22 protein-coding genes and 1 pseudogene are annotated in these 23,597 nt (G+C 64.6%); 12 read left to right on the top strand and 11 right to left on the bottom strand.

Going from position 1 to position 23,597, the window contains the following annotated elements:
- Window positions 1-5: 5 nt before the first annotated feature.
- Complete coding sequence (gene trpD / locus CH266_RS19625) at window positions 6-1,067, bottom strand: anthranilate phosphoribosyltransferase (RefSeq protein ID WP_094715980.1); 1,062 nt, start codon at window positions 1,065-1,067, stop codon at window positions 6-8.
- 51 nt (window positions 1,068-1,118) lie between these two features.
- Entirely contained in the window at window positions 1,119-1,595 is a 477-nt protein-coding gene (locus CH266_RS19620; RefSeq protein WP_094715979.1) for a hypothetical protein, read from the bottom strand.
- Window positions 1,596-1,746: 151 nt separating this feature from the next.
- On the opposite strand from CH266_RS19620, the gene ctaE reads away from it, so the two are divergent.
- The 5 genes from ctaE (at window position 1,747) to CH266_RS19595 (ending at window position 6,850) form a co-directional block, all read left to right on the top strand.
- The gene (gene ctaE / locus CH266_RS19615; RefSeq protein WP_027497380.1) at window positions 1,747-2,358 is read left to right on the top strand and encodes an aa3-type cytochrome oxidase subunit III; all 612 of its coding nucleotides are present in this window, start codon (window positions 1,747-1,749) and stop codon (window positions 2,356-2,358) included.
- A gap of 83 nt (window positions 2,359-2,441) precedes the next feature.
- A complete protein-coding gene (gene qcrC / locus CH266_RS19610) occupies window positions 2,442-3,290 on the top strand; it encodes a cytochrome bc1 complex diheme cytochrome c subunit (protein WP_027497381.1) in 849 nt (282 codons plus the stop codon).
- Window positions 3,287-4,480, top strand: a complete 1,194-nt coding sequence (gene qcrA / locus CH266_RS19605; RefSeq protein WP_230074373.1) for a cytochrome bc1 complex Rieske iron-sulfur subunit — start codon at window positions 3,287-3,289, stop codon at window positions 4,478-4,480. The genes qcrC and qcrA overlap by 4 nt, the downstream gene beginning before the upstream one ends.
- Entirely contained in the window at window positions 4,477-6,267 is a 1,791-nt protein-coding gene (gene qcrB, locus CH266_RS19600; protein ID WP_094715978.1) for a cytochrome bc1 complex cytochrome b subunit, read from the top strand. The genes qcrA and qcrB overlap by 4 nt, the downstream gene beginning before the upstream one ends.
- Window positions 6,268-6,574: 307 nt before the next feature.
- Window positions 6,575-6,850, top strand: coding sequence for a helix-turn-helix domain-containing protein (locus CH266_RS19595; protein ID WP_094715977.1), 276 nt, complete (start codon window positions 6,575-6,577; stop codon window positions 6,848-6,850).
- 121 nt (window positions 6,851-6,971) lie between these two features.
- Here CH266_RS19595 and CH266_RS26060 read toward each other — a convergent pair.
- The 3 genes and pseudogenes from CH266_RS26060 to ctaC all read right to left on the bottom strand — a co-directional run.
- A pseudogene (locus CH266_RS26060) lies at window positions 6,972-7,283 on the bottom strand (VOC family protein); the annotation flags it as partial.
- Between the two features lie 271 nt (window positions 7,284-7,554).
- Window positions 7,555-7,971 carry a cytochrome c oxidase subunit 4 gene (locus CH266_RS19585; RefSeq protein ID WP_027497386.1) on the bottom strand — a complete coding sequence of 139 codons (417 nt, stop codon included), beginning with the start codon at window positions 7,969-7,971 and terminating at the stop codon, window positions 7,555-7,557.
- 18 nt (window positions 7,972-7,989) lie between these two features.
- On the bottom strand, window positions 7,990-9,069 hold the full coding sequence (ctaC, locus tag CH266_RS19580; RefSeq protein WP_027497387.1) for an aa3-type cytochrome oxidase subunit II: 1,080 nt from the start codon (window positions 9,067-9,069) through the stop codon (window positions 7,990-7,992).
- A gap of 222 nt (window positions 9,070-9,291) precedes the next feature.
- Here ctaC and asnB point away from each other — a divergent pair, with 222 nt between their 5' ends.
- Entirely contained in the window at window positions 9,292-11,220 is a 1,929-nt protein-coding gene (asnB, locus tag CH266_RS19575; protein ID WP_094715976.1) for an asparagine synthase (glutamine-hydrolyzing), read from the top strand.
- 90 nt (window positions 11,221-11,310) lie between these two features.
- Here asnB and CH266_RS19570 read toward each other — a convergent pair whose 3' ends face one another.
- The 3 genes from CH266_RS19570 to CH266_RS19560 all read right to left on the bottom strand — a co-directional run bounded on the left by CH266_RS19570 (window position 11,311) and on the right by CH266_RS19560 (window position 13,894).
- Entirely contained in the window at window positions 11,311-12,285 is a 975-nt protein-coding gene (locus CH266_RS19570) for a carbohydrate kinase family protein (protein WP_094715975.1), read from the bottom strand.
- 103 nt (window positions 12,286-12,388) lie between these two features.
- Window positions 12,389-12,754 carry a HesB/IscA family protein gene (locus tag CH266_RS19565; protein ID WP_027497390.1) on the bottom strand — a complete coding sequence of 122 codons (366 nt, stop codon included), beginning with the start codon at window positions 12,752-12,754 and terminating at the stop codon, window positions 12,389-12,391.
- A gap of 60 nt (window positions 12,755-12,814) precedes the next feature.
- Window positions 12,815-13,894, bottom strand: a complete 1,080-nt coding sequence (locus CH266_RS19560; protein ID WP_094715974.1) for a glycerate kinase family protein — start codon at window positions 13,892-13,894, stop codon at window positions 12,815-12,817.
- 100 nt (window positions 13,895-13,994) lie between these two features.
- Between CH266_RS19560 and CH266_RS19555 the strand changes: the two genes are divergently transcribed.
- The 4 genes from CH266_RS19555 to CH266_RS19540 are packed head-to-tail and all read left to right on the top strand — an operon-like array spanning window position 13,995 to window position 17,072.
- Entirely contained in the window at window positions 13,995-14,654 is a 660-nt protein-coding gene (locus CH266_RS19555) for a DUF3043 domain-containing protein (protein WP_027497392.1), read from the top strand.
- Between the two features lie 5 nt (window positions 14,655-14,659).
- A complete protein-coding gene (gene cobU, locus CH266_RS19550) occupies window positions 14,660-15,229 on the top strand; it encodes a bifunctional adenosylcobinamide kinase/adenosylcobinamide-phosphate guanylyltransferase (protein WP_094715973.1) in 570 nt (189 codons plus the stop codon).
- Window positions 15,230-15,246: 17 nt separating this feature from the next.
- Window positions 15,247-16,308, top strand: a complete 1,062-nt coding sequence (gene cobT / locus CH266_RS19545) for a nicotinate-nucleotide--dimethylbenzimidazole phosphoribosyltransferase (RefSeq protein WP_371128994.1) — start codon at window positions 15,247-15,249, stop codon at window positions 16,306-16,308.
- A gap of 2 nt (window positions 16,309-16,310) precedes the next feature.
- Window positions 16,311-17,072 (top strand): adenosylcobinamide-GDP ribazoletransferase, encoded by a 762-nt coding sequence (locus CH266_RS19540; RefSeq protein ID WP_048318652.1) that lies wholly within the window; start codon window positions 16,311-16,313, stop codon window positions 17,070-17,072.
- Here CH266_RS19540 and CH266_RS19535 read toward each other — a convergent pair whose 3' ends face one another.
- Together CH266_RS19535 and gcvT are read right to left on the bottom strand one after the other, a co-directional pair.
- Window positions 17,073-18,176: a branched-chain amino acid aminotransferase gene (locus CH266_RS19535; protein WP_027497396.1), complete on the bottom strand. Its 1,104-nt coding sequence runs from the start codon at window positions 18,174-18,176 to the stop codon at window positions 17,073-17,075.
- Between the two features lie 41 nt (window positions 18,177-18,217).
- Window positions 18,218-19,318: a glycine cleavage system aminomethyltransferase GcvT gene (gene gcvT, locus CH266_RS19530; protein ID WP_094695341.1), complete on the bottom strand. Its 1,101-nt coding sequence runs from the start codon at window positions 19,316-19,318 to the stop codon at window positions 18,218-18,220.
- Between the two features lie 129 nt (window positions 19,319-19,447).
- Between gcvT and CH266_RS19525 the strand changes: the two genes are divergently transcribed.
- Entirely contained in the window at window positions 19,448-20,971 is a 1,524-nt protein-coding gene (locus CH266_RS19525) for a leucyl aminopeptidase (protein WP_094715972.1), read from the top strand.
- Between the two features lie 49 nt (window positions 20,972-21,020).
- On the opposite strand, the gene CH266_RS19520 is transcribed toward CH266_RS19525, so the two are convergent.
- A complete protein-coding gene (locus CH266_RS19520) occupies window positions 21,021-21,362 on the bottom strand; it encodes a hypothetical protein (RefSeq protein ID WP_032368429.1) in 342 nt (113 codons plus the stop codon).
- A gap of 378 nt (window positions 21,363-21,740) precedes the next feature.
- On the opposite strand from CH266_RS19520, the gene sucB reads away from it, so the two are divergent.
- Window positions 21,741-23,534: a 2-oxoglutarate dehydrogenase, E2 component, dihydrolipoamide succinyltransferase gene (sucB, locus tag CH266_RS19515; RefSeq protein WP_032387845.1), complete on the top strand. Its 1,794-nt coding sequence runs from the start codon at window positions 21,741-21,743 to the stop codon at window positions 23,532-23,534.
- Window positions 23,535-23,597 lie beyond the last annotated feature (63 nt).

The raw sequence follows: 23,597 nt of genomic DNA, 5'->3' as shown, positions 1-23,597 counted from the left end.
GTGATTCAGTCGGCCAGCGCGGTGGTGCAGCGTGCCCAGTCGGCAAGCAGGCGGGCCGCGGAACCGTTGTCGACAACCGTTGCCGCAGTTGCCATTCCGGCTTCGATTTGCTCGTGCAGGTTTCTTGAGACTCCTCGATGCGCGGCCATGGCCGCGGCGGCGTTGAGTAGCACGGCGTCACGGACGGGTCCGTGTTCGCCTGCGAACACGCGATGTGCCACTGCTGCATTGAATTTCGCGTCCCCGCCTCGGAGGGCCTCGATGGGTGCCCGAGCGATTCCGTAATCGGCCGGGTCGATCGAGTCGACGGTGACAGTCCCGTCGGACACCACGTGCACGGTGGTCGTGGTGGACAGGGTGATTTCGTCGAGCCCGTCGTCACCACGGACGACGAGAGCCGAACTACCGCGTCGAGCGAACACGCCGGCGACGACGGGCACCAGATTCTCGAATGCGCAGCCGATCAGTCCGGCGCGTGGGCGGCCCGGGTTGGTCAAAGGGCCCAGCACATTGAAGATCGTCGGAATGCCGATCTCCTTGCGCGCCGGACCGGAGAACCGAAGTGCGGGGTGGTGGATCGGCGCGAAGCAGAACCCGATCCCAACCTGCTCGACGCTCGACGCCACCCCGGCGGGCCCCAGGGTGACCCGCACGCCCAGTGCCTCGAGCACATCGGTCGTACCACTCTTGGACGACGCTGCACGGTTACCGTGTTTGACGACGCGTATTCCGCTGGCAGCGACGACGATCGCGGCCATCGTGGAGATGTTCACCGTGTCCGCACCATCGCCGCCGGTTCCGACGACGTCCACCGCGTCACGGTCGGTCTCGACCAGAAATGCGTGCGAGAGCATGGAGTCGGCGAGACCTTCCAGTTCCGCGGGAGTGGGGCCTTTCATCTTCAGTGCCACCCCGAAGGCAGCGATCTGAGCGGCTGTGGCGTTGTCGGACATGATCTCGTCCATCACCCAGCCGGTATCGGCGCTCGACAGGTCGGCGTGCGTGGTCAACGCTCCGAGGATTCGACGCCACGTTCGCGGCTGCTCGTCACTGGTCCCTGCGGTCATGGTGGATGTGCCGTGCCCTTCTGCTGTCGATGCGCGCGGTGCGGTGGAAGCTTAGTCAGACGTGTCGGCGGGTGAGTTGGGCTGCAGCGCATCCCACCCCAGTACCGCTCCCCCACGCCGTTGCGCGAGACCCGCCATGCGAGACCTCTCCTGCGAACAGTGCAACGCGTCGAGCACCTGTACCCGCTGCAGGACCAGAGCGACACCGTCATCGACTTGCGGCCGATACCCGGTGTCGTCCGGTAGTTCGACCTGCGGACCGACCTCGTACGCATCCTGCGCCGCGACGGCTGCCGCATCGTCGACTTCGTGCGCGGGCAGCACGAGGTGATGCCGCAACAGCACCTCGGAGGACTCGATCCACGTGGGTTCTGTGTTCGCCGCCTCGTCGAGAACGGCGGAGCACGCCCGCGCGTCGTCGAAGCAGCTCGCCACTACCACCAGATCCTCGCGCGTGGGGTCCAGACGTTCCGCGGTCGACCGCGAGAACAACCGCCGAAACCACCCACCTGCACTGCTCTTTGCCATGAGGCCAGCCTTGCACGACTGGACCCTACCGGCCCGTACAGGCCCTTCCACCAGCGCGGGAACAAGGGCGCGCTCGGAATCGTTCCTCCGCGACGCGCCAAGACCGGACCCGGATATGCCTTCCGTACTACGACGGGTCATACTTCTTTCTGTGACGAGCGCTGTAGGGACTCAAGGATCGGCAATCACCCAACGCGTGCACTCGCTGAACCGTCCCAATATGGTCAGCGTCGGCACGATCGTGTGGCTGTCGAGTGAACTCATGTTCTTCGCCGGGCTGTTTGCGATGTACTTCGTCGCACGCGCGCAGGCGAATGGAAACTGGCCGCCGGAGCCGACCGAGCTGAACCTCGGGCTGGCTGTTCCGGTGACGGCCGTGCTGATCGCTTCTTCGTTCACCTGCCAGCTGGGCGTGTTCGCTGCCGAGCGTGGCGACGTGTTCGGGCTTCGTCGGTGGTACATCGTCACCCTGGCAATGGGCGCGTTCTTCGTCGCCGGTCAGGGATACGAGTACTACCACCTGGTCCACGAGGGCACGACGCTCTCGAGCAGCGTGTACGGCTCGGTCTTCTACATCACGACCGGCTTCCACGGTTTGCACGTGATCGGCGGACTCATCGCCTTCGTCTTCCTGATCACCAGAACCCTGGTCAGCAAGTTCACGCCCGCGCAGGCCACCGCCGCCATCGTCGTTTCGTATTACTGGCACTTCGTCGACATCGTCTGGATTGCCCTCTTCGCGACGATCTACTTCATCCGCTAGTGACAGTCAGCAAGCCACAGATATCGAGCGAACGGATTCAGCCCCCGACGTTCGGCCCGTCCCGACACGACAAGGGATAGAAGATGAGTACATCTCCCCCAGCAGCAACCGACGACACTTCGGCCTCGAAGGCGCGACGCAAGCGTAAGACGCGTCGACGCGTCACCGGTGCACTCGTTCTGATGATGGGCCTTCTGAGCGCGGGTTTCCTCGCGTCGGCCCTGACGCCTACACCCCAGGTTGCAACAGCCGACACCGATTCGGCGGCGCTGATCCGCGAAGGCAAGCAGCTCTACGACACGTCGTGCGTGACATGCCACGGTGCCAATTTGCAGGGTGTTCAGGATCGCGGACCGAGTCTCATCGGTGTCGGTGAAGCTGCCGTCTACTTCCAGGTGTCGAGTGGCCGTATGCCGGCTGTTCGCAACGAGGCACAGGCACTGCGCAAGCCGCCGAAGTTCGACGACAAGCAGATCGACGCGCTCGGTGCTTACATCCAGGCCAACGGCGGCGGCCCGACGGTCATTCTCGACGAGAACGGTGAGGTGGCGCAGGAGTCGCTTCGCGGCGACGACATCGCCCGAGGCAGCGAGCTGTTCCGCTTGAACTGCGCGTCCTGCCACAACTTCACCGGCCAGGGCGGCGCACTGTCGTCGGGCAAGTTCGCGCCGGACCTCGGGCCTGCCAACGAGCAGGAGATCTACACCGCGATGGTCACCGGTCCGCAGAACATGCCCAAGTTCTCCGACCGTCAGCTGACGATCGAGGAGAAGTCGGACATCATCGCCTACGTCAAGTCGGCCCAGGAAACCAAGGCTGCAGGCGGCTGGGGTCTCGGTGGCTTCGGTCCCGGTACCGAGATGATCGCCCTGTGGGTTGTCGGAATCGCCGCTGTCGTCGGCGCAACATTGTGGATCGGAGCTAGATCATGAGCGACGGCGATTCCGGCCGTAAGGACGCCGACAACACCGACGGCACCAATGCCGAGGGTGTGAATCCCGACAAGAAGTACACCGACGAGGAGTTGGCAGCGCTCAGCCGGGACGAGTTGGTCGAACTCGGCACCAATCTCGACGGTGTGGATGTCGCATTCCGTCGCAATCGCTGGGCTGTGGAAGGTACTCGCGCCGAGAAGCGCGCAGAGCGCAGCGTGGCGATCTGGTTTGCCATCGCCGGCCTGTCGGCAGTCGCGTTCATCGGCGTCTACCTCTTCTGGCCTTGGCAGTACGCAGGCATCGGTGACGACAACTACAACCTGTACTCGCTGTACACGCCGCTGATCGGCGGAACGATGGGTCTTGCGATCCTCGCCGTCGGCGTCGGTGCCGTGCAGTTCACCAAGAAGTTCATCCCCGAAGAGGTCTCCATCCAGGACCGCCACGACGGAAGTTCGTCGGAAACGGACCGCAAGACGCTGGTCGCCGAGCTGGGCGATTCGCTCGACACGTCGACCATCGGACGACGCAAGGTCATCAAGCGTTCGCTTCTGTTCGGCGGCGGCGCTCTCGGCGTCATGGCACTGCTCCCCCTCGGCGGCCTCATCAAGAATCCGTGGGCCAAGGGCGAAGATTCTCCGTTGTGGGTATCCGGCTGGACGCCTCGCTACGATGGAGAGACGATCTACCTCCGACGAGACACCGGGCGACCGGAAGATGTTGTTCTCGTACGGCCCGAGGACTTGGACGCTGGTGCCATGGAAACTGTCTTCCCGTTCCGCGAGGCGGACCGCGAGAGCGAGCACGACCTGCTCATGTCACTCCGCGGTATCCGTAACGCGGTCATGCTCATCCGTTTGCGTCCCGACGACGCAAGCACGGTCATCAAGCGCAAGGGCCAGGAGAGCTACAACTACGGCGATTACTACGCCTACTCCAAGATCTGCACGCACCTGGGTTGCCCGACATCGTTGTTCGAGCAGCAGACCAACCGCATTCTCTGCCCTTGCCATCAGTCGCAGTTCAACGCGCTCGAGTACGGCAAGCCGATCTTCGGACCGGCTGCGCGCGCGCTGCCTCAGCTTCCCATCACAGTCAACGAGGAGGGTTACCTAGTGGCACAGCACGACTTCCACGAAGCACTGGGTCCCGCCTTCTGGGAACGTCGACCGGAGCGTGATTCATGAGTCCTTCACTGCAAACCCTCGCCGCCAAGCAGGCGGACGACGTAGACAGTCGTTACCACTTGGCACCAGGTTTGCGCCGCCAGATCAACAAGGTGTTCCCCACCCACTGGTCGTTCCTGCTCGGTGAGATCGCGCTGTACAGCTTCGTGATCCTGCTGATCTCCGGCGTCTTCCTCACCCTGTTCTTCGATCCTTCGCTCAGCGAGGTCGTCTACCAGGGCGCGTACACCCCGCTGAACGGCGTGACCATGTCACGTGCCTACGCGACAGCACTCGACATCTCGTTCGAGGTGCGCGGCGGTCTGTTCATGCGCCAGATCCACCACTGGGCAGCACTGATGTTCGCCGCGTCGATCATCGTGCACATGATGCGCATCTTCTTCACCGGTGCGTTCCGTCGTCCCCGTGAGGCCAACTGGGTCATCGGCTGCCTGCTGCTGATCCTGGCGATGTTCGAGGGCTTCTTCGGATACTCGCTCCCCGACGATCTGCTCTCGGGCACCGGCCTCCGCGCCGCGTTCTCCGGAATCACGATGAGCATCCCGATCGTCGGCACCTGGATGCACTGGTTGATCTTCGACGGGGACTTCCCCGGCACGATCATCATTCCTCGCCTGTACGTGGCGCACGTGCTGCTGCTACCGGCCATCATCCTGGCGCTGATCGCAGCTCACCTGGCTTTGGTCTGGTACCAGAAGCACACGCAGTTCCCCGGACCCGGTCGTACGGAAACCAACGTCGTCGGCGTTCGTATCCTCCCGGTCTTCGCCGTCAAGTCCGGCGCGTTCTTCGCTGTGACGTTCGGCGTGATCGCCGCCATGGGCGGACTGCTGCAGATCAACCCGATCTGGGCGCTCGGTCCGTACAACCCGTCTCAGGTGTCCGCAGGTTCGCAGCCCGACTTCTACATGATGTGGACCGACGGCCTGGCGCGTCTGTGGCCGGCATGGGACATCTACATCGCTGGTCGCTACACGATTCCTGCAGTCTTCTGGGTGGCCGTGATCATGGGCCTCGTCTTCACCGTGATGATTGCCTACCCGTGGATCGAGAAGCGTCTCACCGGAGACAACGCACACCACAACCTGCTGCAGCGTCCCCGCGACGTGCCGGTCCGTACTGCAATCGGCGCAATGTCCATCGCCTTCTACGTCGTTCTGACGCTCTCGTGCGTCAACGACCTGATCGCGTACAAGTTCGACATCTCGCTCAATGCGATGACGTGGATCGGTCGAATCGGAGTGCTCATTGCTCCGCCGATCGCATACTTCGTCGCGTACCGGTTCTGCATCGGCCTACAGCGCAGCGACCGGGCAGTTCTCGAGCACGGCATCGAAACCGGAATCATCAAGCGACTCCCGCACGGCCAGTACGTGGAAATCCACCAGCCGCTCGGACCGGTCGACGATCACGGTCACCCGATCCCGCTCGATTACCAGGGTGCAGCGGTCCCCAAGAAGATGAACAAGCTCGGTTCTGCCGGCAAGCCCGGCTCGGGTTCACTGTTCACCCCGGACCCCGTTGCGCAGAGCAAGGCCCTCGAGGATGCACTCCACAAGGGCGAGCACGAGCAGCTGGCAATGCTTCGCAACTACCAGGCGGGCATTCTGGGCAATGGCCACTCGAACGGCAACGGCCATACCAACGGCAACGGCCATGCGAACGGCAACGGTCACGCCAACGGCAACGGTCATTCCAATGGCCACGCCAACGGCAACGGCCATGCCGACGGGCACGAAGACACCTCGATTTCTTCGGGTCGTCAGGACAGCGATCGCGATCACTGAGTCCTGACAACGCATTCCGCTGAAGGGCGGCACCGGCAACGGTGCCGCCCTTCTTCGTGTGGTGGCGGTGCTACCCGCTCGACATATGTCCGGAGACGATCCGGCTGGATCTCCATCGGTCCGCGGGAGTCCTGTGAACGGAGGCCGCAACTCTCACAGGCTCCACTCCCCTCCCCCGCCCGAGGACTGCCGATTCAGAGCGCGGTAAATGCTCGACTCGGAGCCGGCACTCACCTGCCGGTAGCCCGCAGACCCATCGGTGACGAGCATCGGCCCGGTCGGTCTCGACCGGTATTAGTATCGGTGTATGGTCCGTATCCCACTCAGTCCCGGTGAACTCGCGCGTGGTGCTCGCTTGGGCACAGCTTTGCGCCGTTTCCGGGGCAGCCGGACCATGACCGAGGTTTCCGACGCCGCCGGCATTTCCGTCGAAACACTCAGAAAAATCGAGACCGGGCGTATCGCAACCCCGGCATTCTTTACCGTCGCCGCACTGTGCACTGCGTTGGAGATCTCACTCGATGCATTGCTGGAATCCACGACGGATGCGTCGTCGACCCGGCGGGAGGCAGACGCGTCCTGACTGGTTCGGATCCTCGCCGTGGTCTGCCGGGACGTTCATGTGTTCCAGTCCATGATGAAAGACCGGCCCTCGGGGTGCGGCCGGTCTCTCACCGACCCGCAGTAGGTACGCATGGTGCTTCTCAGTCGATCGGCGAGACCCTGATGAGGTTGCCGGCGGGGTCCGCGATCACGAAAGTGCGGCCGAAGACGGCTTCGTGTGGCTTCTGCACTACGGCAACTCCTTTCGCGACCCAATCGGTGAATATGTCGTCGACTGCTTCCGAGGGGCCGGGCACCAAAAGTCCGATCTCGCTCATGCGGGGTGTGCTCGGTACAGAGTGCTCGGCGTAGCCCGTCCACAACGCGAGCAGTACACCGGGGGCAACGTCGAAAGCAACATAGTGGGGACTCGTGAAGGTCGGTTCGATCTCGAACAGGTCGCTGTAGAAGGCGGTGGCGGCCTGGGTCTACCGGACGCCGATCAAGAACAGGTTCGGTGCAGGCATAGAGGGTTCCTAATCGAAGTACTCACACCAGCCGCAGCTCGCGAACGCATCGGTCAGCTCGCCACAGTTCTGGCCGAAAAGCACTCGACCCCCCGCCGGCTGACCCGGTCGGAATGCCCCTGCACTCGAGCGATGTCCCCGGTGTGCACGTCCCAGCACAGAAAAGGGCCCCGATCGCTCTCGTGAACGATCGGGGCCCTTTCCGGGTATCTACAGGTCAGTGGCGTTCGGCACCGATGTGGTACTCGAAGACCAATCCAGCGGCCGAGGCGATGACGCACACGACGCCCAGAGCAATCAACCAGGGCTGGAAGAAGGCAAAGCCCAGAGCGGTGATCGACGCCGCTACGGCCAGCACGAACGGCCAGAAGCTGCCGGGGCTGAAGAAGCCCAGGTCGCCTGCGCCGTCACTTACCTCGGCGTCGTCGAAGTCTTCGGGCCGAGTGTCGAGCCGTCGAGCGACGAATCGGAAGTACGTTCCGACGATCAGCGTCAGGCCGACCGACAGGAAGATCGCCGTGACGCCTGCCCACTCGACGCCGGTTCGGCTCAATCCTGTGAACAGCGCATACACGATGCCGACCAGGAGGAAGAAGACCGTGAGGATCTCGAAGATCTTCGCTTCGATTTTCATATCAGCATGCTTCCTTGGTCAGTTGCCTTCGGCGACGGTGGCGGTACGGACGGTGCGATCGGTCTCGAACGGCGAGGTGCTGGTTGCGAGCGGGCTCTCGCCGATGGCTTCGAGTGCCTGCGCGTTGGTCAGCGCTTCGCCACCCTCGGACAACGGCTTGCGCAGCTCGATGTACTGCTCGAACTTGTCCGGGGACACGGCGCGAACCTCGAAGTTCATCATCGAGTGGAACGTGCCGCACATCTCCGTGCATCGACCGACGAACGAACCTTCGCGCTCGATTTCGCTGATCTGGAACACGTTGTCGGAATGGTTCTCCTCAGGGTTGGGGAGAACGTCACGCTTGAACAAGAACTCCGGAACCCAGAAGCCGTGGATGACGTCCGAGGATGCCAGCACGAATTCGATGCGCTTTCCGGTGGGAAGGACGAGCACCGGAATCTCGGCGCTGGAACCGACCGTTTCGATCTTGTTGTAGTGCAGGTAGGACAGATCCTGGGGAATGGCACCGTGGATCGCGCCGGGCACGAACTCGCCGTCCTCGCTACCCTCGGCACCTTCACCGGGAGTTGCGGCGGCTTCTGCGGCGGCCTGCTCCTCTTCGTCGGTGCCCTCGTACTTGGCAGCACCGTCCTTGAGGTCGATGGTCCGGTATCCGAACTTCCAGTTCCACTGGTATGCGGTCACGTCGACCTGGACGTCGGGATCAGCCTGCTTCTCGTCGACGTAGTTCTGCACCACGACGGTGAAGTAGAAGAGCACGGCGATGATCACGAACGGAACCGCCGTGTAGAACAGCTCGAGCGGAACGTTGTACGCGGTCTGACGCGGGAACTCCGGGGAGCTCTTCTTCTTACGGTGGAAGAGCACCACCCAGAAGATCAGGACCCACACGACGATGCCCATGACCAGGGCGGCGATGACCGACCAGGTCCACAGGTCGCCGATGCGTCGTCCCTGCGGAGTGACGCCCGAGGCGAAACCGAAATTGAGTACGTTGTCACTGCTGATGGAACAGCCCGACAGCATCAACGCGGCTACACCGAGAAATGCTGTCAGCCCCGCTCGCCGAAGGATCCGACTATGCGCCACGTTCACGCCTTCCTGATTGCCCACCACTGAAGAATAAGGGCTTCCACATGGAGATGCCCGAGTACTACGCAGCGTAGACCAAAGCTGACGCGGAGCCACCCTTGGGTCGTTACCTAGGTTCGAGCGTGTCTGCGGCATACTCGGTTGCTGATCGACCGTCCCGCTGACGACACGCGGAGATCCGGCCCCCGGCATTGTCCCCAACTGCGAGAAGAGGTAGCAGACGCTGTGTGTGGACTGCTCGGAGTACTGACATCTCACGGAACGACCGCCGCCGGCGTCGAGCTGGTGAGCTCGGCGACTCACTGCATGCGCCATCGAGGCCCGGACGAGCCCGGTGGCACCTGGCACGACGACGACGTCGTGTACGGCTTCAATCGACTCTCGTTCATCGACATCGAACACTCGCATCAGCCGATGCGGTGGGGACCTCCGGGTTCACCCGACCGGTACGCGTTGGTGTTCAACGGCGAGATCTACAACTACCTCGAGTTGCGTGCTGAGCTCGCGCGCGATCACGGTGCAGAATTCGCCACCGAAGGTGACAGCGAATCGATCGTTGCGGCATTCCACTACTGGGGCGCTGCCGCCGTGCAACGTCTGCGAGGAATGTTCGCCTTCGCCATCTGGGACACCGAGACGCGCGAGATGTTCATCGCGCGCGATCCCTTCGGCATCAAGCCGCTGTTCTACGCCACGGGCCCGGGTGGAACGGCGTTCGGCAGTGAGAAGAAGAGCGTTCTCGAACTGATGGAGCTGCTGGGCGTCGAGCTCGACCTCGACCCGCGGGCCATCGAGCACTACACCGTGCTTCAGTACGTCCCGGAACCGGAGACGCTGCACGCGGGGATCAGGCGGCTCGAGTCGGGTTGCTACGCCACCCTCTCCCCCGGTACGCCGCCGAAGATCACTCGATACTTCACACCGAAGTTCCCGGTGAAGCCTTTCGCTCCCGGCAGCGAGAAGGCTCGCTACCAGGAGATTGCCGAGGCGCTCGAAGATTCGGTCGCCAAGCACATGCGAGCCGACGTGACCGTCGGTTCCTTCCTCTCGGGCGGCATCGATTCCACGGCCATCGCGGCACTGGCGATTCGACACAATCCGAACTTGATCACCTTCACGACCGGCTTCGAGCGCGAGGGTTACTCCGAGGTCGATGTTGCAGCGGAGTCGGCAGCCGCGATAGGTGCTCGGCACATCGTGAAAGTGGTCGGACCTGAAGAGTTCGCGGCGTCCATTCCCGAGATCGTCTGGTACCTGGACGACCCGGTGGCCGATCCGGCGCTCGTACCGCTCTACTTCGTCGCCAAAGAAGCTCGCAAACACGTCAAGGTCGTGCTGTCCGGAGAGGGTGCGGACGAACTGTTCGGCGGCTACACCATCTACCGCGAGCCGCTGTCGTTGAAGCCGTTCGAGTCTCTACCCGCATTTCTACGCCGCGCAGCCGGATCGTTGAGCGAGCGCATTCCCGAAGGCACGCGCGGCAAGAGCTTGCTGCACCGAGGATCGATGACCCTCGAGGAGCGCTACTACGGCAACGCACGCAGCTTCAACGACGCGCAGTTGCGATCGGTGCTGCGTGAGTTCCGTTCGGAGTGGACGCATCAGGACGTCACCGCGCCCATCTACGCGCAGTCGCAGGGGTGGGATCCCGTGGCTCGTATGCAGCATCTGGATCTGTTCACCTGGCTTCGCGGCGACATTCTGGTCAAGGCCGACAAGATCACCATGGCGAACTCGCTCGAGCTGCGCGTCCCGTTCCTCGATTCCGAGGTCTATCGCGTGGCAGAGAAGTTGCCGTTGGAGCAAAAGATCACCAAGAGCACTACCAAATACGCGCTGCGCCAGGCGCTGGAAGGCATCGTTCCCGGTCATGTGCTGCACCGCGCCAAGCTCGGTTTTCCGGTGCCACTTCGCCACTGGCTGCGCGGTACCGAACTCTTCGACTGGGCTCACCAGCAGATCGCCGAGTCACAGACCGATCACCTTCTGAACAAGGCCGCCATCGTCGCCATGCTCGACGACCATCGGGCAGGCAAATCGGATCACAGCCGTCGCCTGTGGACGCTGCTCATCTTCATGGTGTGGCACGGGATCTTCGTGGAGAAGCGCATCGTGCCGCAGATCGCCGAACCGGAGTACCCGGTCAACATCTGACTGGTACACCCGTCTCCCCCGGGATCAATGTGGATTTCAGTCGCTCAGATTGCAACAAAGCCGCATTGATCCCGCTGAGGGGAGCCGATCTCAGGCGGGCAGCAACGCGCCGATCTCCTCGCCGGCTTCGGCACCGTACGCCGCGCTCAGGCGCTTGATCGCGTCGTCGCGGTTCAGACTCCATTCCTGCGTTCCGGTGGTCTCGAGGACCAGCACGGCAACCAGAGAACCGAGCTGAGCAGCTCGTTCGATGCTCGCTCCGGCGAGGTGGCCGGTGAGGAACCCGGCACGGAACCCGTCGCCCACTCCGGTGGGATCGACCTTGCTCGTCTCGGGCACGACACCGATGTGGGTGTGCTTCCCGCCCTTTTCGACGATGTCCACGCCCCGCTTGCCCAGCGTGGTGACCCGCAGGTCCACCTTGTCCGCGATATCGGCGTCGGACATCCCGGTCTTCTGCTTGAGCAGTGCCCATTCGTATTCGTTGGTGAACAGGTAGGCCGCCCCGTCGATCAGGTCGGTGGCCTGTGCGGCGTCGAGTCGCGCGAGTTGCTGAGACGGGTCGGCGGCAAAGGGAACACCTGCTGCGCGGCACTGGTCCGTGTGGGCGGTCATCGCCTCCGGATCGTTGGCCCCGATCAGTACGAGATCGAGAACGTGCTGCGCGGCCAGCGCGTCGATGGAGATGTCGCGGGCTTCGCTCATGGCACCGGGATAGAACGACGCGATCTGCGCCATGTCCTCGTCGGTGGTGCAGACGAAGCGTGCTGTGTGCGCGGTGGCAGACACACTGACGCCACTGCAGTCGACTCCGTGCTCTTCGAGCCAGCTCCGATACTCGGCGAAGTCCGGCCCCACGGCTCCGACGAGGAGCGGAGAGCCGCCGAGGACCCCGAGTGCGTAGGCGATGTTTCCGCCCACTCCCCCCTTACGGATGACCAGGTCGTCCACCAGGAAGCTCAGCGAAATGTTCGCGAGCTGATCGGCGACGATCTGCTCGGCGAACCGACCGGGGAATCGCATCAGATGGTCGGTTGCAATCGAGCCGGATACCGCGAGAGTCACGAAGAAGGGCCTTTCGGAGTGAAGTTCTGGATGATCGACGAGCAGACACGACTGTGACCGATACACGAATACGTGTATCGGTCACAGTCGAGAGCGAGTCAGCTCAGTTGAACGAGTCGCCGCACGCGCACGATCCGGTCGCGTTCGGGTTGTCGATCGTGAAGCCCTGCTTCTCGATCGTGTCCACGAAGTCGATGGATGCACCCTCCACGTAGGGAGCGCTCATCCGGTCGACTGCGAGGGTGACGCCGCCGAAGTCGACCGCGAGGTCGCCGTCGAGGCTTCGATCGTCGAAGAAGAGCTGATAACGCAGTCCTGCACACCCACCGGGCTGTACAGCAATGCGCAGCGCGAGGTCGTCGCGGCCCTCTTGATCCAGCAACGCCTTGGCCTTGGCCGAAGCGGTCTCCGTCATGGTGACCTTGTGCGCCGTGGTTTCGGTCGTTGTGGTCTCATTCGAAACGGTCATGGGCTCTCCCTATCAGTCGTACCAAACCCGTGAACAAACTCAACCGTACTCCGGGTTGCTCTATTCCTTGCGCGCGCCGCCCCTGTTCGAGGGCCCGGCAACAGCACTCCCCGCCACGTGCGCGGCCAGCTTTTCGAGCTGATTGGCCGCATCGGTCATGGCCACCTCCACAGACCCGGCGAACTCGCTGATCGAGTGAGCGGCCGAGATACCGGCCGACGCCAAGTCGTCCTTGCTCAACGTCACCTGGCCGGCGAGCACCACGGTCTCGATTCCGGTGGCACCGCCTGCAGCGGCGATTCTGGTCACCAACTTGCCTCGCAGCGACTGCGAATCGAACTTTCCCTCCCCGGTCAACACCAGGTCGACGGAGTCCAGGAGTTCCCGCTGACCGGTTCGTTCCGCCACCACGGCAGCACCCGGCACCTGCCTGCCACCGAGGGCGAACAGGGCCGCCCCCATCCCGCCCGCGGCACCCGCACCGGGACGGTCTGCCACGTCCTGGCCCGCAGCCGACAGAACGGCAGCCCAGTCGGCGTTCAGTTCTTCGAGTCGCTCGACCGTCTCGGTATCGGCACCCTTCTGCGGCCCGAACACCCGAGCAGCACCGGCATCGCCGAGCAGGGGGTTCTCCACGTCCGACGCGGCGACGAGGTCGATTCCCGAGAACCGTTCGATTGCCGACCCCAGCCCGCCGAGTGCGCGGATCATCGCTCGTCCGCCGTCGGTGCAACTGCTCCCGCCGAGTCCGACGACGATCGACGTGGCACCACTGTTCAACGCCTCGCTCAGCAGCTGGCCGACGCCGTAGCTGTTCGCCTTCAGCGCCGACTGCGGAGTCAGCGGACCGTCGACGAGGTGCAGCCCGCAGGCCTGAGCCGATTCGATGTACGCCACCGTGCCGTCGAGCAGCCAGCGGGCATGCACCGGCGTCCCGAGCGGTCCGTCCACGTCGGCGACGTGGATTGTGCCGATGCGCGAGGCCAGTACCTCGACGAACCCCGGTCCACCGTCGGATTGGGGTGCCAGTTCCAGCTCGTCACCGCTCCGGACGCCCGCCCATCCTCTGGCAATGGCGGCGGCTGCATCTGCGGCAGTCAGGGTGTCCCCGAAAGAGTCCGGCGCAATCATCACTCGCATTCTCGGAAGTGTAGGACCGCAGTGCCCGAACAGCATCCGGTGCTGCGCCGCTGACCTGGCCGGTGTTCGAGTGCCTCCGCTCATCCCATACTCTGGTTGCGTGAAGCTGCTACGCCGTGGAAACTCTGACAATTCGGACGGACAGGACTCGAACGAGCCCGAGTCGACTGTGTCCGCCGGCGAGGCGACCTCGCCGGTGTCTCTCGGCAAAGGCCGACCGACCCCCAAGCGCCGTGACGCCGAGGCCCGCCGCCGCGGGCCGGTCGCTCCGGCTCCCCTGACGAGCAAAGAGGCACGAGAGCGCCGCAAGGCGAACAAGGGCAGCAAGGAAGACCGTAAGGCTGCCTCGAACGAACGGCGTGCAGCAGCTGCGGAGCGTCGGGCGCGCATGCTCGCGGGCGACGACAAGTATCTGCTGCCTCGCGACAAGGGCCCGGTGCGTGCCTACGTTCGCGACATCGTCGATGCGCGGCGCAATCTGGTCGGCTTGTTCATGCCGCTCGCTCTCATTCTCATCTTTGCGCTGTTCCTGCAGCCGCAGGTACAGCAGTACGTCACTCTCGGCATGTTCGTGATGATGCTGTTCATGGTCGGCGAGGGCATCTACCTCGGCAAGATGATCAACAACCGCATTCGCGTCCGGTTCCCCGACACTCCCGACGGCGGCTTCAAAATCGGCTGGTACGCCTTCGTACGGGCGTCGCAGATTCGGAAGATGCGTGCCCCCAAGCCGCGAGTGAGCGCCGGCGAGGCCGTCTGACGTCGGTGGCCGTGCCGTCTCGAACGCTCGTCCTCGGCGGAGCCAGATCCGGTAAGTCCGCGCACGCAGAATCGTTGGTCACGACCCGCCCGGTCCGTTACGTCGCGACCGGACAGCGCGATGCGTCCGACGAAGACTGGGAGCAGCGCATCGAACTCCATCGTGCGTCGCGTCCGCCCGAGTGGACCACGGTCGAAACCGTCACCGGGCTGGCGGCGGTGGTGGCTCAGCCCTGGGGCGGCACCACGATGGTCGACGATCTGGGCACCTGGCTGACGGGAATGCTCGACGACGCAGCGGCCTGGGACCTGCCTCGCGGGACGATTGCTCCGGCCGTGGACGACTTGGTCTCAGCGGTAACGGACTGCAGGTCGACTCTCGTGATCGTCAGCCCCGAGGTCGGCATGTCCGTGGTTCCCGAGTCGCGTTCGGGTCGACTGTTCCGTGACGAGCTCGGTGTCCTCAATGCGCGTCTCGCGCACGTGTGTGACAGGGTTCTGCTGGTCGTCGCGGGCCTCGCGCTGACCCTCAAAGAACCACCGGCGGATTCCCTGACCGCGAAAGGCCCAGTGTGACAACTCCTGTGGACGAGATTCCGGCACCATCACCGTTTCGACCGGTGCCTTCGCCGTCCGATTCCGCGCGGTACGAAGCTGCCGAGCGGCAAGGTCGGTTGACCAAGCCGGCCGGTAGCCTCGGCCGTCTCGAGACGCTCGGCGAGTGGATCGCCGCCTGCCAAGATGTCAGTCCGCCGAAGTCCTTCGAGCGCGTCCGTGTCGTCGTCTTCGCCGGCGACCACGGCGTCGCCGCTCATGGAGTGTCCGCGTACCCGCCCGAGGTCACGGCGCAGATGGTCGAGAACATCCGCGCGGGCGGTGCTGCGGTCAACGTCCTCGCGACCATCGCCGGGGCCACTGTTCGAGTGGTCGACATCGCTGTCGACGCCGATACCGATTCGTCGGTGTCCGCCTTCAAGATACGGCGCTCGAGTGGTTCGATCGACCGCGAGGACGCACTGAGCGAGGACGAGGTGCGCGCCGCCGTCGCCGCCGGCGCTGCCATCGCGGACGAGGAGGTCGACGCTGGTGCGGACCTTCTCGTCGCAGGCGACATGGGCATCGGAAACACAACGCCCGCAACCGTATTGATCGCCACCCTTACCGATACCGAACCGGTCGCTGCCGTCGGCCGCGGCACCGGAATCGACGACGCCGGGTGGATCAGGAAGACCGCTGCGATCCGGGACGCGATGCGGCGGGCTCGGCCGGTCGCCAAGAATCCCACCGACCTGCTGCGGGTGGCCGGTGGTGCCGACATCGCCGCCCTCGCCGGCTTCCTCGCGCAGGCGGCGCATCGGCGTACCCCGGTGATCCTGGACGGTCTCGTCGTCACAGCAGCAGCACTGGTGGCGGAGGACGGTGCGGCCGGTGCCAGCGCCTGGTGGGTCGCCGGGCATCGTTCGGCCGAGCCCGCCCATTCACTTGCCTTGCGGCACTTGCGACTCGAGCCGTTGGTGGAGCTGTCGATGCGACTCGGTGAAGGCTCCGGCGCGTTGGCGGCGTTGCCGCTCGTTCGTGCGGGAGTCGACACGTTGAATTCGATGGCGACGTTCGCCGACGCCGGCGTCAGCACCGGCGACCCCGAAGTCCGCTGACCGTGAGGCTGCGGGCCGAGGGTCTGGTGCTCGCGTTCTCGTGGTTGACGGTGCTGCCCGTGCGTGGCCCGTCGCAGGTCGACAGGGTCCGCGCCGGTCGCGCGATAGCGCACGCTCCCCTGGTCGGTCTCGTCCTCGGGTGCGTGTGTTCGGCACTGCTGTGGGCGACGACGGTTGCCGGGTTGTCGGCAATCCTGTGCGGCCTCATCGCCGTTGCCGCCGCCGCGCTGCTGACGCGCGGTATGCACATCGACGGGTTGGCCGACACCGCCGATGGGCTCGGCTGTTACGGCCCGCCCGAACGTGCGCGGGAGGTCATGAAGTCCGGTAGTGCCGGACCGTTCGGGGTGGCGGCCATCGCTCTGACGTCGGCGATTCAGGCCGCGAGCCTGGGTCAACTCGCGCAGGAGCGACTGTGGTGGGCTGTCGTCGTGGTCGCGGTGACTGCCCGGGTAGCGGCAGTCCTGGCCTGCCGCAAGGGAATCGACGCATCGACGTCGGGCGGCTTCGGCGCGCTCGTGGCCGGAACGCAGTCCAACGCCGTCCTGACGCTGTGGGTCATTGCGGCAGCAGCTGCGTCGGTCTTCGCGCAACCCGATCGACCCTGGCAAGGGCCGCTGGTCGTCGTCGCGGTCCTGACCCTGTCGGTGTTTGCCGTTCGACACTGCGTCCGACGCTTCGGTGGCCTCTCGGGCGATGTTCTCGGTGCCGCAATCGAGACCACTACGGCGTCGGCCGCGGTGGGCCTGTTGATCGGCAGCTGATCAGCGGAGCTTGGTCATCCAGCCGTGGGTATCGGCGAAGGTGCCGCGCTGGATGCCGGTGAGGGTGTCTCGCAGTGCGAGCGTGATCTCACCGGGTTCTCCGCCTGCGATCTCGAAAGAACCGTCGGTGGATTTGACGCTGCCCACCGGGGTGATGACAGCTGCTGTGCCGCAAGCGAACACCTCGGTGATCTCGCCCGCTTCGGCACCCTTGCGCCACTCGTCGGTGGAGATCCGTCGTTCTTCGACGGGGATGCCGGAGTCCGTCGCCAGGGCCAACAGCGAGTCGCGCGTGATTCCGGGAAGCAAGGACCCGGACAGCGAGGGCGTCACCAACCGGGCGTCGGAACCCGAGCCGAAGACGAAGAACAGGTTCATGCCGCCCATCTCTTCGACGTAGCGGCGCTCGGTGGCGTCGAGCCAGACCACCTGATCGCAGCCCTCGTCGCTGGCCTGCGCCTGCGCGAGGAGGGAGGCGGCGTAGTTGCCTGCGAACTTCGCGGCACCGGTGCCGCCCGGTGCTGCGCGGACGTATTCGGTGGACAACCACACGCTCACCGGTTTGACGCCACGTGGGAAGTACGCGCCTGCGGGTGAGGCGATCAGCATGTAGCGATACGCGTCGGCGGGGCGCACACCCAGACCGGCTTCGGTGGAGAACATGTAGGGCCGTAGATAGAGCGCGTCCTCGCCGCCCGCCGCCGGGACCCACTCGTGATCGAGCTCGAGCAACTTCTCGATAGAGCCGATGAACAATTCGTCCGGCATCTCGGGCATGGCAAGACGCTTGGCCGAGGTACGGAATCGTTCGGCATTGGACTGCACCCGGAACGTGGACAGATCGCCGTTGGGCTGGCGGTAGACCTTCAGGCCCTCGAAGATCGCTTGGCCGTAGTGCAGGACCATCGCCGCGGGGTCGAGCTCGATCGGACCGTACGGGGTGATCCTCGCATCGTGCCAGCCGCCGTCGCGGGTGTAGTCGATGCTGACCATGTGGTCGGTGAAGTGCTTTCCGAATCCAGGCGCAGCAAGTACCGCGTCACGCGCCGCGGAGGTTGCGGGCGAAGGATGCTGCACGTACGTGAATTCGGAAACACCTGTCATGCCGGGAATCCTATCGTGGGGTTCGTGGCGGTCTCACGCGGTCACCTGGTCTTGGCGACGACGAACGGCGGTGCGACCACTTCGCAGCGCAGGGCGCGGCCTCGAACGTCGACCTCGACCTCCGAACCCACCGCGGGAGCGGCCTGCGCGTCGAGGAGTGCAAGGGCGATACCGACCTTGAGAGTGGGCGAGAAAGTGCCGGAGGTCGTCGTTCCGAGATCGCGTCCCGACGCGCGCACGGTGAGACCGGGGCGTAGAACGCCGCGATCGAGAGCTTTGAGCCCGCGCAGAATCCGTGCCGGACCGTCTGCCTTCTGGGCGGTCAATGCGTCCTTGCCCCAGAACGAGTCCTTGTTCCACCCGATCGCCCAGCCGCATCGTGCTTCGAGGGGCGAGATGTCCTGCGCCAGTTCGTGTCCGTGCAGCGGGTACCCCATTTCGGTGCGCAGTGTGTCGCGCGCTCCGAGCCCGCACACCTGACCGTCCCGAGACCGCACCGCAGCCAGCAGCGCCAGGAACAACGGTTTCACGTCGTCGGCAGACGGGATCAGCTCGTAGCCCTGTTCGCCGGTGTAACCCGTGCGGCAGACCCGGACAGGCAGCGAGTTCCAGGTGGCGTCCTCGAATGCCATGTAGTCCATATCGGTCGGTAGACCCAGTTCCTGCAAAACCTCGGACGCCTTGGGCCCCTGCACGGCCAGCACTCCGAACTCGCGGTGCCGGTTCACCACCGAGACCCCGGCGGGGGCAGCGGCAGCCATCGCGTCGACCACAGCTGCCGTGTTCGCAGCATTGGGTACCAGAAACACGTCCTCGTCGGAGACGAAGTAGGCGATCAGGTCGTCGACGACGCCACCGGACTCGGTGCAGCACAGCGTGTATTGCGCTTTGCCCGGTTCGATCCTGGCCAGGTCGTTGGTGAGGACGGAGTTCACGAATGCGGCGGCCCCGGGGCCGGTCACCGACGCCTTGCCGAGGTGGCCGACGTCGAACAGACCCACCGTTTCACGCACTGCCGTGTGCTCGACGACGACGCCGGCGTACGAGACCGGCATGGTCCATCCACCGAACGGTGCGAACGTCGCGCCGAGTTCGGTGTGCACGGCGTGGAGTGGTCCTTCGATCAACTCGGTGTCGGTCATGGCGGCCACGCTAGCTCACCTTGCGGAGCGTCTCAGGTCGGTCGCCCCGGTACGTCCCTCGATCGTCGACGCCGCCGACCGTCATTAGGATCGAGGGACATACACGTCAACCCCTACAGGAGCAGCCACGTGCCTTCCCCCTCGACGCTCACCCGCACTCTCGGACCCGACCTGGTTCTCGCGGGCAAGCTCGGTAAGAAAGTCGACGTACTCGTCGTCGCATTGAGCACGAGTGACGACGGCCTCGAACTCTCCATCACCGACGACATTTCCGACGATGCGATCGCCACCGAGTTGCTCGACGCGTTCGAAGCCGTCGGTGCCACCGGCAAGGCCGACGAAGTAGTGCGTATTCCGGCTCCGGCCGGTCTGGCCGTGGCGAGTGTGTTGGCCGTGGGCCTCGGCAACGCCGCCGACATCGACAGTGAACGCATTCGTCACTCGGCCGGCACCGCAGCTCGCGCTCTGTCCGGTGTCGAGACGGCGGCCACGACGCTCTCGGCGCTCGATCTGGGTGCGACTGCCGAGGGCTTCTTCCTCGGCGCGTACCAGTTCGCCGAGTTCAAGTCGGCTCTCTCGGCACCGAAGCCGTCTGCGCTTCCGGTGACTCGCATCGAGTTGTTGGTGCCCGACACTCGCTCCAAGGATGCCAAGCGCGAATTGGAGAGGTCGATCGCGATTGCCGAATCAGTGGCTGTCGCAAGGGATTTCGTCAACACTCCGCCCAGCCATCTCTACCCGGAGGAGTTCGCGGCTCAGGCCAAGGCGCTGGGCAAGGCGGCCGGCCTCGAGGTCGAGATTCTCGACGACAAAGCACTCGAGAAGGGTGGCTACGGCGGCATTCACGGAGTGGGCAAGGGATCGTCCCGTCTGCCTCGGCTCGTGCGCCTGACGCACTCGGGAGGCAAACGCGGCGCGAAGAAGGTTGCTCTCGTCGGTAAGGGAATCACGTTCGACACCGGCGGCATCTCCATCAAGCCGGCTGCCGGCATGGAGAACATGACCTCGGACATGGGCGGTGCGGCAGCGGTCATCGCCACGGTGGTGCTCGCCGCCAAGGTCGGTCTGCCGCTCGACGTCATCGCCACCGTCCCGATGGCGGAGAACATGCCGTCGGGCACCGCTCAGCGCCCCGGCGATGTGCTCACCCAGTACGGCGGCATCACCGTCGAGGTGATCAACACCGACGCCGAGGGCCGCTTGGTGCTCGCCGACGCGATCGTGCGGGCCTGCGAGGACGATCCGGACTACCTGATCGACACCGCGACACTGACGGGCGCTCAGGTCGTCGCACTCGGCAACAGGACTCCCGGCGTGATGGGTACCGACGACTTCCGCGACCGCGTCGCAGCAATCTCGCAGGCGATCGGCGAGAACGGATGGGCCATGCCGTTGCCGAAGGAGATTCGCCGCGAACTCGACTCGAAGGTCGCAGATCTCGCGAACGTCACCAACGGTCGAGCAGGTGGCATGCTCGCCGCTGCTCTGTTCCTGAAGGAATTCGTCGCCGACGGCGTGGAATGGGCTCACATCGACGTTGCCGGCCCGGCGTACAACACCGGTGGTCCGTTCGGCTACACCGGCAAGGGCGGCACCGGGGTTCCGGTCCGAACCATGTTCGCGGTTCTCGAGGACATCGCCGACAACGGTTGATCGTCTCCCGTCCGTGCGCGAGGCCCCAGGCCCTCGCGCACGGACGGCGTTAGCTGTCGCGCTGCTGTTGTTCGCGCTGCCGAACGATCTTCTGCCGAGCGTCGTGATCACGCATCCGCTGCGGATAGCCCGTCTTGCGGACGTCGTACACCGGAATCTTCAGGTCCGATCCGATCTTTCGTACATATTTTTCATCGAGTGGTCGACGCGTCCACTCACCGTCGTTCGCGACCAGAACCACCGTCAGCGGCGTGACCGTCGTTTTCGGTTCCACGTAGGCCTCGACGCCGATTCGCGCCGAGGTCCAATCGGCCAGGTACTGGGCAACCGAGCCTTCGGGTGCCCGTTTCGCGCCCCCGCCGCTCGACTTGAATCGATCGAACAATCCCACGCGAACTCCTCTTTCGTACGGCCGGCGAAGTCCGAGTTTCGGTGCCGGATCTTTGTTACCCACCAGTTCGACAGGCGTGTTGCACGCCCTAGGGGAACGGCGAGGCGACATCAATGGAAGGATGACATTAGAGGGTTCAGCTCTCTTGATTGTGAACCAAGGCTCGTGAAGTGAGTAAGTGAGTTGCCGAGAGGGAGTGTCGACGTGGGCGCTGGATCGAGCCGAACGTGCTCGGTGAGTGTCGATCGCACCGGTGCCTCCGTCGAACCGAATCACCCAACTCTCGTCCATGAACCCTGTTCCGCCAGCACAATGGTCTGCGACCACAAGTCGTAAGAACTACATCACCCGCATACAACTGTCGAGGAGTCAACAGACATGGCCTTCTCCGTCCAGATGCCAGCTCTCGGTGAGAGTGTCACCGAGGGAACTGTCACGAGGTGGCTCAAACAAGAAGGCGACACCGTCGAAGTCGACGAGCCATTGCTCGAAGTCTCCACGGACAAGGTCGATACCGAGATCCCGTCGCCTGCTGCCGGTGTTCTCACCAAGATCGTCGCTCAGGAAGACGACACCGTCGAGATCGGTGGCGAGCTCGCTCAGATCGGTGACGCGGACGAGTCTTCCTCGTCCGACGCGCCGGCCGAGGACGCCGCTCCCGCCGAGGAGTCGGCACCGGAGGAGCCTGCCGAGGAGCCCACTCCCGCAGCCGAGCCCGAGCCGCAGGCCGAGCAGGAAGCTCCCGCAGCAAGTGCCTCTTCCAGCTCCTCCGACTCGTCCGGATCCGGCACCCCGGTGACGATGCCCGAGTTGGGTGAGTCCGTCACCGAGGGCACCGTGACCCGCTGGCTCAAGGCCGTCGGCGACGAGGTTGCAGTGGACGAGCCGCTTCTCGAGGTGTCCACGGACAAGGTCGACACCGAGATTCCGTCTCCGGTCGCAGGCACCCTGCTCGAGATCTCCGCCGAGGAAGACGACACCGTGGCCGTCGGCGGCCAGCTCGCAGTCATCGGCTCCGGCTCGCCCGCCGAGAAGGCCCCCGAGCCCGAGGCAACTCCGGAGCCCGAGGCCCCGAAGGCCGAAGAGCCCAAGGAAGAGCCGAAGCCCGAGCCGAAGCAGGAAGCCCCCAAGAAGGAAGCTCCCAAGGCCGAGCCGAAGCCCGAACCGAAGCAGGAGGCTCCCAAGGCCGCTCCCGCCAAGGAATCGGCACCGTCGGGCGATTCGAGCCCGTACGTCACTCCTCTGGTCCGCAAGTTGGCGTCGGACAACGACGTCGATCTGTCGTCCGTCAAGGGCACCGGCGTGGGTGGACGCATCCGCAAGCAGGACGTTCTCGCTGCAGCCGAGGCCAAGAAGGCTCCCGCTGCTCCGGCCGAGGCCGCGGCACCCGCCGCAGCGTCGAAGCCCGCAGCACCGGCGACCGCGGGAGTTCGTCCCGAGCTCGCACACCTGCGCGGCACCACGCAGAAGATCAACCGAATTCGTCAGATCACCGCGAAGAAGACGCGTGAGTCGCTGCAGACTTCTGCTCAGCTGACGCAGACCTTCGAGGTCGACGTGACGAAGATCGCCGGCCTGCGTACCAAGGCGAAGGCGAAGTTCGCCGAGAACGAGGGCGTCAACCTGACGTACCTGCCGTTCTTCGCGAAGGCGGTCGTGGAAGCACTCAAGGCTCACCCGAACGTCAACGCCAGCATCAACGAGGACGCCAAGGAGATCACGTACCACGCCGATGTCCACCTCGGCATCGCCGTGGACACCGAGCAGGGCCTGCTCTCCCCCGTCATCCACAACGCCGGCGACCTGTCGCTGGCCGGACTCGCGCGGGCGATCAACGACATCGCCACCCGCGCACGTTCGGGTGGACTCAAGCCCGACGAGCTGTCCGGTGGCACGTTCACGATCACCAACATCGGCAGCCAGGGCGCGCTGTTCGACACCCCGATCCTGGTTCCGCCGCAGGCGGCCATGCTGGGTACGGGTGCGATCGTCAAGCGTCCCGTCGTCGTCAAGGACGACTCGGGCAACGAGTCGATCGGTGTTCGCTCGATGTGCTACCTGCCGCTCACCTACGACCACCGGTTGGTGGACGGAGCCGACGCAGGACGCTTCCTGACGACGATCAAGCAGCGTCTCGAAGTGGCATCGTTCGAGGCCGATCTGGGTCTGTAGACAACCGGCGAGTGTCGCGCCACGTATTCTCGTAGGAGCGCGAAACATTCGCATCGGGGTCTC

Origin of the sequence: Rhodococcus sp. 06-1474-1B (genome assembly GCF_002258885.1) — a bacterium.
GTDB lineage: Bacteria > Actinomycetota > Actinomycetes > Mycobacteriales > Mycobacteriaceae > Rhodococcoides > Rhodococcoides fascians.
The sequence above is the reverse complement of the archived record's forward strand: the minus strand, read 5'-3'. Positions and strand labels throughout refer to the sequence as shown.

Bases quoted from the DNA above. Each gene is read 5' to 3' on its own strand.
- trpD (WP_094715980.1), bottom strand. From the start codon at position 1,067: ATGACCGCAGGGACCAGTGACGAGCAGCCGCGAACGTGGCGTCGAATC.
- CH266_RS19620 (WP_094715979.1), bottom strand. From the start codon at position 1,595: ATGGCAAAGAGCAGTGCAGGTGGGTGGTTTCGGCGGTTGTTCTCGCGG.
- qcrC (WP_027497381.1), top strand. From the start codon at position 2,442: ATGAGTACATCTCCCCCAGCAGCAACCGACGACACTTCGGCCTCGAAG.
- qcrA (WP_230074373.1), top strand. From the start codon at position 3,287: ATGAGCGACGGCGATTCCGGCCGTAAGGACGCCGACAACACCGACGGC.
- qcrB (WP_094715978.1), top strand. From the start codon at position 4,477: ATGAGTCCTTCACTGCAAACCCTCGCCGCCAAGCAGGCGGACGACGTA.
- CH266_RS19595 (WP_094715977.1), top strand. From the start codon at position 6,575: ATGGTCCGTATCCCACTCAGTCCCGGTGAACTCGCGCGTGGTGCTCGC.
- CH266_RS19585 (WP_027497386.1), bottom strand. From the start codon at position 7,971: ATGAAAATCGAAGCGAAGATCTTCGAGATCCTCACGGTCTTCTTCCTC.
- CH266_RS19565 (WP_027497390.1), bottom strand. From the start codon at position 12,754: ATGACCGTTTCGAATGAGACCACAACGACCGAAACCACGGCGCACAAG.
- CH266_RS19560 (WP_094715974.1), bottom strand. From the start codon at position 13,894: ATGCGAGTGATGATTGCGCCGGACTCTTTCGGGGACACCCTGACTGCC.
- CH266_RS19535 (WP_027497396.1), bottom strand. From the start codon at position 18,176: ATGACAGGTGTTTCCGAATTCACGTACGTGCAGCATCCTTCGCCCGCA.
- gcvT (WP_094695341.1), bottom strand. From the start codon at position 19,318: ATGACCGACACCGAGTTGATCGAAGGACCACTCCACGCCGTGCACACC.
- sucB (WP_032387845.1), top strand. From the start codon at position 21,741: ATGGCCTTCTCCGTCCAGATGCCAGCTCTCGGTGAGAGTGTCACCGAG.